The sequence below is a fragment of the Paenibacillus sp. FSL R5-0744 genome, from assembly GCF_037972555.1.
Taxonomy (GTDB): Bacteria; Bacillota; Bacilli; order Paenibacillales; family Paenibacillaceae; genus Paenibacillus_AQ.
On sequence record NZ_CP150228.1, the window covers coordinates 450263 to 465138 of the forward strand.

At 44.8% G+C, this 14876-nt stretch carries 14 protein-coding genes, 1 pseudogene and 1 riboswitch; of the genes and pseudogenes, 8 read left to right on the top strand and 7 right to left on the bottom strand.

Annotated elements, in window-relative coordinates:
- The first annotated feature begins 4 nt into the window (after positions 1-4).
- From MKY19_RS02020 to MKY19_RS02035, 4 genes are all read left to right on the top strand, one after another.
- Positions 5-1180 carry a MalY/PatB family protein gene (locus MKY19_RS02020; protein ID WP_339799939.1) on the top strand — a complete coding sequence of 392 codons (1176 nt, stop codon included), beginning with the start codon at positions 5-7 and terminating at the stop codon, positions 1178-1180.
- A gap of 78 nt (positions 1181-1258) precedes the next feature.
- Positions 1259-2746, top strand: a complete 1488-nt coding sequence (nhaC, locus tag MKY19_RS02025) for a Na+/H+ antiporter NhaC (protein WP_339799941.1) — start codon at positions 1259-1261, stop codon at positions 2744-2746.
- 23 nt (positions 2747-2769) lie between these two features.
- On the top strand, positions 2770-3150 hold the full coding sequence (locus MKY19_RS02030; RefSeq protein ID WP_339271469.1) for a RidA family protein: 381 nt from the start codon (positions 2770-2772) through the stop codon (positions 3148-3150).
- Between the two features lie 293 nt (positions 3151-3443).
- Entirely contained in the window at positions 3444-4994 is a 1551-nt protein-coding gene (locus MKY19_RS02035; protein ID WP_076285167.1) for a flavocytochrome c, read from the top strand.
- A 114-nt stretch (positions 4995-5108) separates the two neighbouring features.
- Here the strand turns inward: MKY19_RS02035 and MKY19_RS02040 are convergent, their stop codons facing one another.
- From MKY19_RS02040 to MKY19_RS02070, 7 genes are all read right to left on the bottom strand, one after another.
- A complete protein-coding gene (locus MKY19_RS02040) occupies positions 5109-5951 on the bottom strand; it encodes an ABC transporter ATP-binding protein (RefSeq protein WP_339799944.1) in 843 nt (280 codons plus the stop codon).
- A 16-nt stretch (positions 5952-5967) separates the two neighbouring features.
- The gene (locus MKY19_RS02045; protein WP_076300092.1) at positions 5968-6729 is read right to left on the bottom strand and encodes an ABC transporter permease; all 762 of its coding nucleotides are present in this window, start codon (positions 6727-6729) and stop codon (positions 5968-5970) included.
- Positions 6726-7019: an MTH1187 family thiamine-binding protein gene (locus MKY19_RS02050; protein WP_036682688.1), complete on the bottom strand. Its 294-nt coding sequence runs from the start codon at positions 7017-7019 to the stop codon at positions 6726-6728. The genes MKY19_RS02045 and MKY19_RS02050 overlap by 4 nt, the downstream gene beginning before the upstream one ends.
- Positions 7020-7083: 64 nt before the next feature.
- Positions 7084-7224 (bottom strand): hypothetical protein, encoded by a 141-nt coding sequence (locus tag MKY19_RS02055; protein ID WP_339268391.1) that lies wholly within the window; start codon positions 7222-7224, stop codon positions 7084-7086.
- Positions 7225-7285: 61 nt separating this feature from the next.
- Positions 7286-8335 (bottom strand): ABC transporter substrate-binding protein, encoded by a 1050-nt coding sequence (locus MKY19_RS02060; RefSeq protein ID WP_339799947.1) that lies wholly within the window; start codon positions 8333-8335, stop codon positions 7286-7288.
- A 160-nt stretch (positions 8336-8495) separates the two neighbouring features.
- Positions 8496-8606, bottom strand: a riboswitch (TPP riboswitch).
- A 149-nt stretch (positions 8607-8755) separates the two neighbouring features.
- Positions 8756-10207: a hypothetical protein gene (locus MKY19_RS02065; protein ID WP_042184368.1), complete on the bottom strand. Its 1452-nt coding sequence runs from the start codon at positions 10205-10207 to the stop codon at positions 8756-8758.
- A gap of 80 nt (positions 10208-10287) precedes the next feature.
- Positions 10288-11502 (bottom strand): MFS transporter, encoded by a 1215-nt coding sequence (locus MKY19_RS02070; RefSeq protein ID WP_339799949.1) that lies wholly within the window; start codon positions 11500-11502, stop codon positions 10288-10290.
- Between the two features lie 161 nt (positions 11503-11663).
- Here MKY19_RS02070 and MKY19_RS02075 point away from each other — a divergent pair, with 161 nt between their 5' ends.
- From MKY19_RS02075 to MKY19_RS02090, 4 genes and pseudogenes are all read left to right on the top strand, one after another.
- Positions 11664-12083, top strand: coding sequence for a pyridoxamine 5'-phosphate oxidase family protein (locus tag MKY19_RS02075; protein ID WP_339799951.1), 420 nt, complete (start codon positions 11664-11666; stop codon positions 12081-12083).
- A 147-nt stretch (positions 12084-12230) separates the two neighbouring features.
- On the top strand, positions 12231-12905 hold the full coding sequence (locus tag MKY19_RS02080; protein ID WP_076285173.1) for a response regulator transcription factor: 675 nt from the start codon (positions 12231-12233) through the stop codon (positions 12903-12905).
- Positions 12902-14317, top strand: coding sequence for a HAMP domain-containing sensor histidine kinase (locus tag MKY19_RS02085; RefSeq protein WP_339799953.1), 1416 nt, complete (start codon positions 12902-12904; stop codon positions 14315-14317). Before MKY19_RS02080 ends, MKY19_RS02085 begins: the two co-directional genes overlap by 4 nt.
- Before the next feature lie 220 nt (positions 14318-14537).
- A pseudogene (locus MKY19_RS02090) lies at positions 14538-14791 on the top strand (hypothetical protein).
- The last annotated feature ends 85 nt before the right edge of the window (positions 14792-14876 follow it).

The window sequence follows — 14876 nt, forward strand, 5'->3', positions numbered from 1 at the left end:
CTAGATGTCAATAGAATTTGATAAGGTTGTTAGCCGATATGGGACCAATTGCGCTAAATGGGATGGCATGGCGCAAGTTTTGGGCAGAGAAATGATAGCGCTTTCCGTCGCGGATATGGATCTTCAAGCCCCTCCACAGGTGATTGAGCGAGTAACGGAGATGGCGAAGCATGGCATATATGGATATACCGATCCTTTTCCACCTTATTATGAGGCAGTTCAGGGATGGATTAAAAAAGCTTACGATTGGGAGGTTCCGCAAGAATGGATCGTGTTTTGCCCTCGTATTGTGCAAGCGGTTTCTCTGATCATTCAGAACTTCACTCAACCAGGTGATCAAGTGTTAATCCATACTCCAGCCTATCAGCCGGTTGCTAAATCGGTAGAACTAAATAACCGCGTATTAGTGGAAAGTCCACTTCGTGAAGTGAACGGGGGTTATGAGATCGATTTTGCTGATATGGAGTTGCAGATGCAAGCAGGGGTTAAAATTGTACTGCTCATCTCACCGCATAATCCGGTTGGACGAGTATGGACACGAGCTGAACTAGAACGAATCGTTAGCTTGTGTACAAAGTATGATGCTTATATTGTATCGGATGATATTCATGCCGATTTTATCCATGAAGGCCATGAGCATACGATAATCGGAAAGATATCGACTGAGGCAGAGCAGCGATCCTTTATCTGTACTTCCCCAGGGAAGACCTTCAATCTTGCAAGCCTTGAAATTGCTAACATCGTGATTCCGAATGATCAGCTGCGTGAGAAATTCAGACATTGCTTACAGCAAGCAGGCTGTCATAACCCAACCTTTTTTGCAGTACCTGCATTAGAAGTGGCTTATACGGAATGCGATGAATGGCTGGAACAATTACGAGGGTATATCACAGCCAATATCGCTTGGGTGAATGCTTATATAACTGAACATATGCCTGAGCTTCGCGTGATCGAATCAGAAGGAACCTATCTGTTATGGGTGGATTGTAGGGCAATTAGCACCAACGAAGCAGAGCTAAAGCAATGGATTGAGTCCGATGCGAAGGTTAGTGTGAGCTTTGGAACAGGTTTTGGGGCATCAGGAGAAGGCTTTATTCGCTTAAATATTGCAACGCCACTGCCCATGTTGCAAGAAGCTTTTCATCGGCTGTATCGAGCCTATCCATTAAAAAATTCATAATAAAAAACTCTTTATCAATGACCTTGAAAGACCTCGTTAGTAGCCTTTCTCAGATCCGTATCAAGGGGGAGAATAATCATGTCCAAATCAGAAACACCAAGAGTCAAGAAACAGCCGACGATGTTCTTAGCGCTATTGCCGATTATTACGATGATTGTGTTACTTAGTTTAGGGTATGTGTTGTTTGAATTACCACCAGAACCACTTATTATTACCTCAGCGGTTGTTGCTGGTATTATCGCGATTATTCTTGGTTATAGCTATAACGACATACTAGAATCTATCGCTGGTAAGATCGCGAAGACGATGCCTGCCATTCTTATTCTGATCATGGTTGGTTTTATGATTGGGGCATGGATGGTTGGTGGAACGATTCCGATGATGATTTACTATGGATTGAAAATTATTAGTCCACAATTTCTGCTTATTACCGCATTTATTGCGACAGCTGCCGTTTCGCTTTGTACGGGCACATCTTGGGGGTCAGCGGGAACGATCGGGGTTGCTTTCATGGGTGTTGGCGCGGGTATGGATTCAAACCTGGCAGCAGTGGCTGGTGCTGTAGTTGCAGGTGCTTATTTTGGTGATAAATTGTCACCGCTTTCAGACACAACTAATATTGCGGCGTTAGCAACAGGTGTCAATCTATATGAGCATATTGGACATTTATTGTATACCACAATTCCTTCCTTTATTGTCGCAAGCGTTGTTTTTATTATCACAGGCCTAAACACAGATGCCGCAGGTGCTATTGTTCCGGAGAAGGTTGGAACAATTATGGGATCGTTGAATACCATTTATGACTTTAATCTGCTGCTTATAGTACCCGTTTTAATCATCTTGTATGGTTCAATCACGAAGAAACCGACAATACCGGTCATGCTGATTTCTTCTATGTTCGCTATGGCTAACGCACTTGTATTCCAGGGATTTACTTTGAATGATGTCGTATCTTCTGTTGTTAATGGATTTAATATTTCTATGGTTCAAGTAGCTGGGTTTGATTCTGCCAACGTTATTGAAGATGTACCCCGTCTTCTAAATCGTGGCGGAATGAACTCCATGATGGGTACACTTCTCATTTGCTTCTGTGCAATCACGTTCGCTGGAACCATATCTCTGACGAAGTCCTTGGAATTGATTGTTAATAAGCTTTTGAAGTTCGTCCATTCCACAGGTTCAATGATCGTAGCAACAATTGTTACAGGTCTTACGATGATCGGAGTTACAAGTAATGGTCAGGTATCCATCTTAATGCCAGGTGAAATGCTGCGTGAAGCATATATCCGTCGGGGCTTGCATCCGAAGAACTTGGGACGTACCATCGAGGATTCAGCGGCGATTACCGAGCCTATTCTGCCTTGGACAGCTGCAGGTGCTTATATGGCGGGTACGCTGGGTGTTGCAACGCTAGATTATTTACCTTGGGCTGTTCTCTGTTGGACAGGAATAATCTTTGCGACGATATGGGGCTTCACGGGATTCGGTATCGCAAAGCTAACGCCAGAGCAACAGGCAGAAATGCTAAAGGAATATGACGGTAACACTAATGAACAAGCTGGATAAAGGAGTCTTTTAAAATGACAAATATGCATAAAGAAACTGTAATAACAACGGATGCACCAGGTGCAATTGGACCCTACTCTCAAGCTGTAAAGCTTGGGAATGTCCTATATACTTCAGGACAACTCGGACTAGACCCGGTTAAGGGGACTTTTCCTGCTACGGTTGAGGAACAGACGGAACGGTCGTTGCTGAATGTCAAAGCCATACTGGAAGCGGCGGGTACAAGCATGGATCAGGTAATAAAGACGACCGTTTTCCTAAAGGATATGAATGATTTTCTTAAGGTGAATGAGATTTATGGAAGGTTTTTTGCTCAGCCATACCCTGCTCGCAGCGCTGTTGAAGTAGCACGTCTGCCTAAGGATGGGCTCGTAGAAATTGAAGTTATAGCTTATATACCATAAGTGATCCAGTAGCGCTCAAATTACGGGTTACTTTAGAATTTCAGATAGTTAAGCCTGCACACCCTGTATGGAAAAAGGATTAGAAAATAAGGCAGATGGCCGCCCTGAAAAGGGTGGCTTTTTTTGAGTAGTAAGCTGCGGAAATATTGAAAGCAAGAATTTTTATGAAAATTTAAATGAAAATATTCATGGAAATGTAACAGTAACCATAACTAATTACATAAAAAACTTCCCAAAACAGCATCTTTGCGTTATTATAAATGTGAAAACATTCACAAAGGGGCGTTATAAAGATGAAGAAGACAACAAGTACTGCTCTCATTCTCATTCTCTCTGTCATGCTCGTAATCGCAGGCTGCGGTAACAGTAATAGCAACAGCGCAGGTAATAGTAATGGCAACGAGAACAAAAGTAAGGTAAATGAGACGGCCAAAAATGATAAAGCTGAAGCCGTATCAGGTGCATCAGAAGCTAGTTACACACCACTGGATCAATTAAAAGATAATTATGATATCGTTATTGTTGGTGCTGGTGGTGCAGGAATGTCTGCTGCACTGGAAGCTAAGGCCAAAGGCTTGAACCCTGTTATTTTAGAAAAAATGCCGGTTGCAGGTGGGAATACAAGTAAATCCTCCTCAGGAATGAACGCTTCCCAAACGAAATTTCAAAAAGAGCAAAGCATTGAAGATAGCAATGATAAGTTTTATGAAGAGACACTAAAGGGCGGCCATGATACGAACGATAAAGAGATGCTTCGTTTCTTCGTTGACAATTCCGCAAGTGCAATCGATTGGTTGGATTCGATCGGAATCAAGCTGAACAATATTACAATCACAGGCGGCATGAGCGAAAAACGTACCCACCGTCCAGAAGACGGCTCTGCGGTAGGCCAATACCTTGTCAAAGGATTGGTTAGAAACGTACAAGAAAAAGAAATTCCACTGTTTGTGAACGCGGATGTTAAAGAAATTACTCAAAAAGACGGTAAGGCTAACGGCGTCAAAGTACTCTTTAACCAAGCTGATGAAAAAACCATTACAGCGAAGGCAGTGGTTGTAACAACAGGTGGTTTTGGATCCAACATGGATATGATATCAAAAGTTAGACCTGATCTGGAAGGATACGTAACGACTAACCAAATCGGCAGTACCGGCGACGGAATCAAGATGATTGAGGCACTTGGCGGAACGACCGTTGATATGGATCAAATCCAGGTTCACCCAACAGTTCAACAAGAAAAATCTTATCTGATCGGGGAAGCTGTACGCGGCGAAGGTTCTATCCTCGTAAATAGCGAAGGCACACGGTTCGTAAACGAATTGACTACACGTGATAAAGTTACCGAAGCGATCAATGCACTTCCTGAAAAAGCGGCTACGCTTGTCTTTGATTCCGGTGTCAAATCACGCGTGAAAGCAATTGAACAATATGACAAAATGGGCTTCGTGATCCAAGCGGATACCATCGAAGCATTGGCGAAAGAAATCGGTGTTCCAGCCGATAAGCTAAAAGCGACACTTGATACTTGGAACAGCGCGGTAAAGAACAAGAACGATGCTGAATTCGGCAGAACAACAGGGATGGACAACGATTTGTCCGCGGGTCCTTACTACGCTATTAAGATCGCTCCAGGGATTCATTACACCATGGGCGGCGTGAAGATCAATACGAACACAGAAGTATTAAATAAAGACGGCGCTGCTATTCCTGGCTTGTATGCGGCTGGTGAAGTTACAGGTGGATTGCACGGTCAAAACCGGATCGGCGGTAACTCTGTAGCAGAAATCATTATTTTCGGCCGTCAAGCAGGGATTAAATCTGCTGAGTTTGTACAAGCACAATAAGATTTAACTGCTATTCTGGTTAAAACAAAAGAACCGCTTGGGCTAATTGAAGCCCGGGCGGTTCTTTGTTTAATCTCTCGTTTAAAGTGAGTGGAGTGACCTTTATTCAAAAAGCTACTTCTCGCTTTTAGCTTGTTCTTCTCGCATCCACTGTGACAGCTGGCGTTTGAGTTTAAGGAATTCCGGGGAATCCGTAATCTCATCGCGGCGTGGCCGTGGAAATGGCACATCAACAGTATGTAGGATGGAGCCGGGGCGACCCGAGAATACATAAATACGATTCGAGAGCAGCAACGCTTCTTCGATGTTATGGGTAATGAATAGCACGGAGCGGCGATTCTCCTCCCACAGCTCCAGCAGCCAGCGCTGCATTTCACTGCGAGTTAGTGCATCCAATGCGCTGAAAGGTTCATCGAGCAGCATCAACTCCTGCGGAGCCAGCAATGCTCTGAGAAAAGCAGCACGCTGCTGCATCCCACCAGACAGCATATGCGGATAAGCCTGTTCGAATCCATTCAAGCCAACCTTGGCGAGCCACTGGCGCGCTTCTTCACGAGCTCCATCCTGCAGAGCGCCTTTGATTTCTCCGGCTAGCAGTACATTATCTTCAATCGTTCGCCAAGGAAAAAGCGCAGGCTGCTGCGGCATATAACTGATTTCACCACGTTGACCTGTAACGACCTTGCCGTTCATGCTTATCGTTCCTGCATCAGGCATCACTAGTCCGCCGATCATATGGAATAAGGTGCTTTTTCCGCAGCCGGAAGGACCGACGATCGAAACGAACTCTTGCTGCTCTACCTTAAGAGAGACGTTGTTAAGCACGTTCGTCTCGCGGCGACGATGGGTGAAGGACTTGGAGATGCCGCTTACTTCAAGAGCAGGTGGTGCAGTATGAGCTTCAGGAGAGCTTATGATTTCAGTTGTTCTTTGCTCTATTTGCGTCGCTTGAGACATACAGGCATCTTCCTTTCTATGAGTTACGGCGCGGTTTCCAGCGAACTAACCATTTTTCGAGCAAGGCAATAATCGCAAAAAGCACAAGACTAAGGAGCACAATAATAACAATAGCGACAAACATCCGATCTGTACGGTAAGCCGATTTTTGCAGGAGCATATAATAGCCAATCCCTTTATCCGCGCCAATCCACTCAGCGACCACGGCTCCCATAACCGCATAAGTAGCTGATATTTTCACACCGGAAAATAGTGCCGGGATAGAAGACGGAAGCTCCAGCTTGGTGAAGATTTGCCACTTGCTTGCACCCGCCATTTTCATATAATTCATCATGACCTGATCACTTTGAGACAAGCCGCCCATTGCAGCGACAGCTACCGGGAAGAAGCATACCAGTGTAATCAGCACGATTTTGGGCAAAAGGCCGAAGCCAAACCAGATGATAAGCAGTGGTCCGAGTGCGATAGAGGGAACATTTTGACTCAGAATAATGAGTGGATAAAAAGCCCGTCTAGCCCAAGGTAAAAGATGCAGAAGTAGAGCGACGATCAAGCCTACACCTGTACCAATAGGAAAACCGATTAATGTGAGTCGGAGCGTAGCCATCGTATGAGCCCAGAGACCTGAGGCATTACTGGTCGATTCGCGTGCAATATCAGCAGGACTCGGCAGAATCCAGGATTCGATATGGAATAGAGAAACAGATAACTGCCATACGGTTAAAAAGAAGACGACCGCCACAAGGGGCGGCCATATTAGCTTCCAGGTCGATCTCACGGCCGATATTTCTCCGTCAATTTATCCATGCTGATTCCGTTAGGGTTATGAGCGATTTTGATTTGGGAGATCACGCTTGGACTACCTGCTTCGATCAGTGCTTCCTGCATTTGACGTACAACCTCCAGGAGCTCGCTCAGTTCACCTTCCATAGTAGTTTCCAGTGGATTCACCTGATGTTTAACGCCGGATTTTTGAATAACTTCAATCGCTTTATCTACGTATGGGATGGAGTCCTCATTGTTTGGAGTCTTAGGAATTACTTGAATGCTTAATAGTGTGTTAGCCACAATAATCAATCCTCTCAAATTGTATAGGTAAGTTCAAAAAGCCAACTTTGATAACGAAGTGTTTTCAGGAAGCAGATTCGACGTCGAATCTTGAACGAACTTGGGAAGTCCGGTACTCACGTAGCACATCACTACGCTCCGTTCCTCCTTCCTCAAGTAACGTCCAACCTTCTTGGTTCTGAAAGCTGACTTTTTGAACTCTCATTGAAATAGGTAAGTTCAAAAAGCCAACTTTGATAACGAAGTGTTTCATTTATTATTGTTATTTACTCCGCCGGTAAAAAATCATTCGTGAATGCACTAGCTGCATCCAGCGGTTTGTCCAGCAGCTTCAAATCATACATCCAGTCGCCGTAATTCTGCCAGACCTCGGTTTTTTGCTCTCCCCAGCGTGGGGCGTCGTCCTTATATTTCGGGCTAAGCCATTTTTGGCTAGCTAGGACAAGCTCGGCATCAAGGTCAGGCACAGCCTTGGATAATGTAGAGGCAGCCTCTTCTGGATGATCAATCGCATATTGATAACCCTTCGATGTGGCTTTCAGGAAAGCCTTCACCAAATCTGGATTCTCAGAAATCTGCTTCTCACTCGTGGTCAGCACAGGGGTGTAATAATCGAGCTGAGGCGCATAATCCTTCAAGTAGAGCATATCCAGAGGCTCACCACGCAGTTCGGCTTCAATACCGGTCCAAGCGTAGAAGATCCAAGCGAAATCAATGTCACGTTTGACTGCAGTAAAATAGTCAGCTTCACCAATACTGATTAGCTTCACCTTTTTCACATCGCCACCAACAGGGTCCATGATCGCCTTCATGGCTGCTTCCTCAGCGGGAGAGCCCCAACCTCCGTAAGTTTTACCCTCAAAATCTTTTGGTGATTTAATATTGCGATCCACTGGAGCGGCGAATCCCGAAGTATTATGCTGAATAATGGCTGCAATCGAGACAAGGGGAACGCCTTGTAGACGAGCTAGAGTCAATCCTTCCTGAGCGCTGATTCCAAAAGCAGCTTCGCCAGAGGTAACCATCGTATCAGAACCCGCTGCGCCAGGTTGAACGATTTCTACATCCAGACCTTCTTCCGCGTAATAACCAAGATCCTTGGCTACGTATAGACCGGTGTGGTTCGTATTCGGTGTCCAATCCAGTGCAACCTTAACTTTGGTAAGCTCTTTTGGAGCATTTGATCCGGTCGCTGCATTCGATTCCGCAGCATTTCCTTTGTTTCCGGCTGTACTCCCATTGTTGCTGCCGCATCCGGCAATCGCAAGAATGAGCATACAGGTGAGGCTAAGCATAAGTACTTTTTTGACTTGCATGTCTTCTTCTCTCCTTTAAGGTTGCCAGATCCCGTCATCCAACATGAACCATAAAGTGTAGTATGTACATTTCTTCTACATCTTTTGTGATCTACACAAAAAAAGCGCCCCGAGTGATCGGGACGCTGGCTTGGCGCAAGGTTAGTAAAGGTCACAGGGACCAAAACCAATTGGCGATTCCTACGCTGGCATTATCCAGATCAGGTATAAGGGTCAGTATCTTGTGGGATACAATCTCAGCCGGCCAATTCCAGCACCCCTGGTTCTATGAAGTTAACGGGTATTTCTCGCTTAAACGCTAATCGTCTTTATAAGGACGCTGAAGGCGTTTATGCTTGCATACGGTGTATTATAGACGGCTGTTCTCGGAATGTCTAGTAGCATGCTCCTAAATTTTTCAAATCTCTCCGTCCGTTTTCATTAATCCAGATCTTTATGTTTCTTGCGATGACGCCGCTTAAGCTCAGTAACCAGAGCACCTAGCGTAAGGACAACACTGATCATTATCCCGCTCATAATCACGAAAAGAGCAAGAAACTCAAAGGGGGAATAGCTAACCATCTTACTCCATTGAATCTTTCCATCCAGATCGTCAATGACTTGATTCATGCCATAAATCCCACTTACCACCGTAAATACAGTGAGGATCATCAGCAGATTATCCCGGCGCTTCGACTGGAACTTATCTTGATACTGAAAAAGGTCAGTCAAGGTTTCTTTTACTTCCTCGAACAGAGCGTCGTTCCCGTATACTTTACGCAGCTGAAGAAAAATCTCCCGTCCTTGCGACTGTGAAATCAGCTCCAAGAAATAGAACTTTGCCGAGAATTTATTAATCGAGTAGATTAAATTATCGATCTCATCATAATCGTGGTTTATGCGTAGTCGGGAATGCATATTTGCCAGCTTTAGCAGAACGATTTTGTGGAAAATATTGAGTAGAAATCCGTAATAATATTGCCCGTACATCTGGTTGGCGAGGCTAACGGCGATCTTTGGTTCAGCTCGGGTTAGACAGCAAAAGGTCTGCTCATTCATCATATAATACGAGTCTGGGCCCCATCGATTATAGGAATGCTCATGACAGTAGTTCGCAATATACGCTGGATCGCTGGCACTGGCATAGGGCTTCCCGTTCAGATCAATTCCATCAAGCTGAGAGGCGCGATAGCGTATATTTATACTAATCTCATCAGAATCCCCTTCACTCTGAAAGCCATAAAAGGCTTGCACCTGCATTCTTTCATCTACGAAAAAGGGAAGGGTCTCGAAATAAGCCCCATTGATATCCGAGTGATCCAGAAAAGGCTCCAGTCCATCCACCAGATTTCGGAAGACAAAATCCTCTACCATCTCATAGGTCTGTTCCCCGCAATGGATATAGGTGTAGTCATCCTGTACGAAGGTATTCTCAAGCGTCCGGAAGCGGTCCGCGAATTCCAGTGCAATACTAAAGGGAATCGAATCCCCCTCAAGCTGGACACGTATCGTCACAAATCCAAGCTGAAAAGGACATATGAATATATCCGTCGAGAGAATTTTAAAAAATATAGACTGCTGAGGAATCTCTAGAATACAGTCCAGATTATTGACTCTGGAAAAGCGGCGGAAAGAGTCTACATCCTTCTTGCGTGGAAAAAGAATGTGTGCAGCAAACGGTAAATAGGTGCGCTCCATCCGTTCATGGGAAACACAGTGATCTTCTCCGTAATAGGCATTTTCTAACTCTTTATTATCCAGAAAAAAACGTGTGAAGCCATCATCCTGCAATTGTTGGATAAGCTTCTTAGAATCACCCTTTTTTATTGAAAAGGGAAAAATAAACTGCATAAGCGCAGTATGTAATAAAGGCTCAGTTGAAAGCTTATCCATTCATCGTCCATCCTTGTGCTCAGAATATGCTTATAGATGACATTACCCTAAAAGGATTAGGTTGATACCATTTTAACATTCTAAATACTGGAACTCTTTCTTTGGACTGCTTGCCTGGATTGGAACCTCCATGCGGCAATGCTCAGCAAGAACAAGAAGGCGGCAAAACCGGCAAGTAATCCAGCAGTTTGTACCACCTTTAGATGGTCCATAGACCAGCCCATGAATAGGGGCAGCAGAGCTCCACCGACACCTCCAGCAGCGATCATTATGCTGGGTGTTGATTCTTCGGCTCCTGGCAGCATCTTGCTGGAGAAGACTAAAGCTATGGAGAAAATACCGGACATAAATAGCCCAAGTAGCATAATTACGATGAATGCAGCTAATAGATTATCTGTGAACGGAAAAAGAGCCAGCAGTAACAAGGTCAGTAAACAGCTACTTAAAATATATACACGGTAAGAAATTTTTTCTGCAATCACTCCAGCAAACAATCTTCCCGTAGACATAGCTAGCCAAAAGAAAGTGACTGTCAGCGCCGCCGCAGATTCTGTCATCCCTAGCTTGGCGATAAAGATGGCGGGCATAAAGTTGACCAGACTCATCTCCGTACCTACATAAAGAAAGAAGAAAAGGATGAAGATGCCCAGCAGAATCCATTGTTTCCCTTTATACGGAAGCTGTTTGCTGGACTGCGAGGAATGTGCGGATGCTGAGACTTTGCGAGGTGCTCGCTCGTCCAGTATGCGCTGCAGATTCCCAAAATGGCCTCTTCCCCAGAGGATGAGAGAAAGTAATGAGAAGCCAGCGACAATTAGGAATGCTAATCTCCATGCTCCGGTAGCAATGAGCGGACTGGCGATAAGAGGCATTACAAGTGCTCCTATCCCAAATAGGACTTCAAGTCGGCTCATCGCGATCGCGGTTCCTTCTGTCACAGCTCCGATAATGATGGTGCCGATGACGGCTTCGATCATACCGAAACCAAAGCCAGCCGCAACAGCAATGACATACATCCACTCCCAAGGGGGTAGAAAAGCATACGCAATCTCAGCAGTCAGGAGAAGGGCGGTGGCGATAATGATGCCTCCTCGTTTCCCAAAACGGCGATTGAGTAGGGGAGAGACAAGCACACCAGCCAGAAAACCAGCGAATTGACTAAAGATTAATTGCCCGCCGGCACTATAATTTTGGTCATAATGCTGTAGCAGAACGGGAAGAATAGATCCCAGCACTACATGAGCAAGGCCAATGACAAAGTAGGAAAGACAGCCGATCCAGATCAGTTTTTTCACGAAGTAAGCTCCTTATATTGAAAGTAGTTTATGGAGTAAGGTCGGATTCAATGTGAACCGGAAGGGTACATTATAATAAGCACCATTGTTATGATAAATCCAAACGGTGAGCTTGGATATATAAACTTTTGTTTACATGCTTGAAGGGAGAGATTTACGTAATGGATAACAAACAACTGGAGCAACTCATTATTAGAGCATTGGATGACAACAAGTTTGGTTCCTTTGGTACGATCGAAGAAGGAAATAAACCGAAAGTACGTTACATGGCCATTTTCCATGAGGGTTTGAAGATTTATTTAGCTACGAATCGCAAAACTCATAAGGTGGAGGAATTATCGAATAATCCGAATGCTTTTTTGCTGCTTGGATATGAGTCAGGCGGAAGCAAAGATGTGCTGGAGATTGAAGCCACCGTTGCCGTTTCTAAAGATGAAGGGCTGCGCACAAAGGTGTGGAACAAAGAGCTGGAGCCATGGTTTACAGGGTCTGATGACCCTAATTATGTGATTCTTGAACTTACTCCAACGCGTATTGAGTATGTTGGCAGTAATAAAGAGCACGGCGTGTGGACTCCCTAAACCAATTTAAATCGATTCCGGAAGCCTTCCTATCCCCCACGGGTTTAGGAGGGCTTTTTTAAAAGATAAGTCCCTGAGTGACCTGTTAAAACATGTTATAATGACTTCAACTTTTTACGTAATTTCTCAGGGGAGGACTTAAAATACATGACCGTTACTCTGTTATATATTGAAGATGATCATGAAATCGGCAGCGTCGTGTCTGCGGATTTAAGTGAGCGTGGTTATAGTGTGCGTTGGCTGCGGAGCGGGGAGGGAGCGACGGAGGAAGCGGCGCCTTGTCAATTGGCCATTCTGGATGTAATGCTTCCTGGCCTGGATGGCTTTACTGTCGGACAACGATTGAAGCGGGCGTACCCTAAGCTTCCGATCTTGATGCTCTCTGCGCGAACCTCTATTGATGATAAACTGCAGGGGCTTGAATTCGCGGATGATTATTTGACGAAGCCTTTTCATCCGGATGAATTGGCTGCCAGAATTGAAGTGCTGCTCAGGCGGAATGGGGCATCTGTTCAGGATTCGCTCACGCTTAAACACCTAGTCGTATATGAAGGGGATAACCGAGTAATAAATGCTCAGACACAGGAAGAAGTCATGCTTACGGGTAAGCAATTTCAGATTTTTTCTTATTTGCTGCGTCATCTCGGCCAGATTATGACGAAGGAGCAGATTTATGAAGCCGTCTGGGGAGAAGCCTATCTCGAAGGGGATAAAACTTTGATGGTACATATACGATATTTGCGCGAAAAGTTAGAACTTGATCCGGGCAATCCCGAAATTATAGAAACTGTCCGGGGGATCGGATATCGGGTAAGAGCATGAGGGGGTTAGGGCGCATTCGCAAGCAGCGTAACTCCTCTTTGCTATCGGGATATTTGCTTATTATTGTTTCTGCACTGCTTTTTATCCCTGTGGTCCTGCCGTTATCTTTTGTTCTCTACAATATGGTTAATGAAGTGACTAAAGGGGCTCCACCTGTAGACACCTCTCTGTATTCGAGTGTTGCAGCGCTGGAGACCATGTGGCATAAAGAGGCGCTTCAATTGGAAGATGCTTCTTCAGAAGGCATAAATGAGCGGCTACATGAAATGAGCCGGAAATACACTGAGGCTACTATGTTTTGGGTAGATGGGCAGGGAATGACCCAGTTGATTCTCACACCTGATGAAGGCAATCCGGACCATGGCAGCGGAGTTCCGGAGCAGTGGACGGCGGCTGAGGCTATTTTTTTTATGAAAGAAAGTACAAAACGTGATCCTTTAGCCATCGTCGCCTTCATGGGAGACCGAGTGGATGCGGGTAAAGGGTTTATGGTAATGCAAATTCCAAACAAGCTGCTCAACAAAGGGGCTTATGGGGGAGTCGGGGCTTGGGCTTTGTATTACTTTGTGCTCTTTGTACTTTTTGGAGGGTTCGCACTGGTTTCTTTGCTGTTCTTTAGAAAAATACGCAAACGGCTACTACAGCTGCAAACCGCGATGACGATTACGGGACCGGATAGAATGCCTAAGTCTATTATGACGGGCAAGCTGGATGAGATTGGCAGACTGGAGGAAGCTTTTAACACGATGGTGGCGAAGCTTGACGAAAGTCGAAAGAGGGAAATCGAAGAGGAAGAGCTGCGTAAACGTCTAGTATCTAACCTATCTCATGATTTGCGTACACCACTAACGGTTATTCGCAGTCACATCCATGTAATGACTAAAGAGAGCTTAACCCCGCAAGGACAACAGTCCTTAGAGCTAATGGATAAGCGTATAGCAGATCTTAGCGTCTTAATCGAGAATCTTTTATCCTACAATCTCCTCAACAGCGGACGGATCACTTTGAAGAAGGAGCGTAAAGATGTCTTGCGCTTGTTGCGGGAAAGTGCTGCTGCTTGGTACCCCGTATGGGAAAAAGAGAACTTCGAGATCGATATTGACCTGGAGGCTGATCCGCTGTTCTGGATGGTGGATGAGGTCTGGTTCCGCCGTATTCTTGATAATCTGTTTCAGAATATTGTACGTCATGCCAGCAGTGGTCTTTATGTAGGGATTTCTACGGAGTCCCGTAATGGGCAACGTGTTATTTTGATTACGGATCACGGCAGAGGTATCCAGAGTCCATCCGATTACAAAGGGGCAGGATTAGGGCTGTCCATCGTGGATCTGTTAATGAAGCATATGGAGTTAGAGTGGGATATGGAGAGTACAGGAGATGGAACTTCCGTAGTAATCTTTAATCCGCTGTAGAAAGAAAATAAAATCTTAGACTTACCATCGTCATTAAGCTCTCACGGGAAAAAATAGTCAATAAAAACGAGCTCAACGGCACCTGTTTTAACAACTAACGAGCAGAATAGCGTAATATATTTGGTTGTAGTTATAATGTTTAATAGGGCCATTTAATGGTTCCAATTCTTAGGAGTTACCAATGACCTGTGTTGAAATATTTCGAAAAGGGGCAAGTTGTGTGAAAAAGACTGAAAAAATATACAACACTACAGTAGAGGCAACTTTAGAGGTGATGGTGGGAAATGGAAACCTGTTATTCTCTTTCATCTGACATTCGGTAAGAAACGTAATAATGAATTTAAGAGCTGGAGTCTAAAGGAACTCCTACATCTGATGTGCCGTTGGGGGGATTCGCATATAGAGAGAAAGTACGAGGGAAAGGCTACCGTTTTGGCTAATTCAATGCTTACAGGGGCCCCGCCAACATTTTAACGAAAATATACGCTAAGGACTATCCAATAAAACAAAAGCCGGGTTTTCCTACTCTAAGGAATCCGGCTTTTGTTTTATTCTCGTA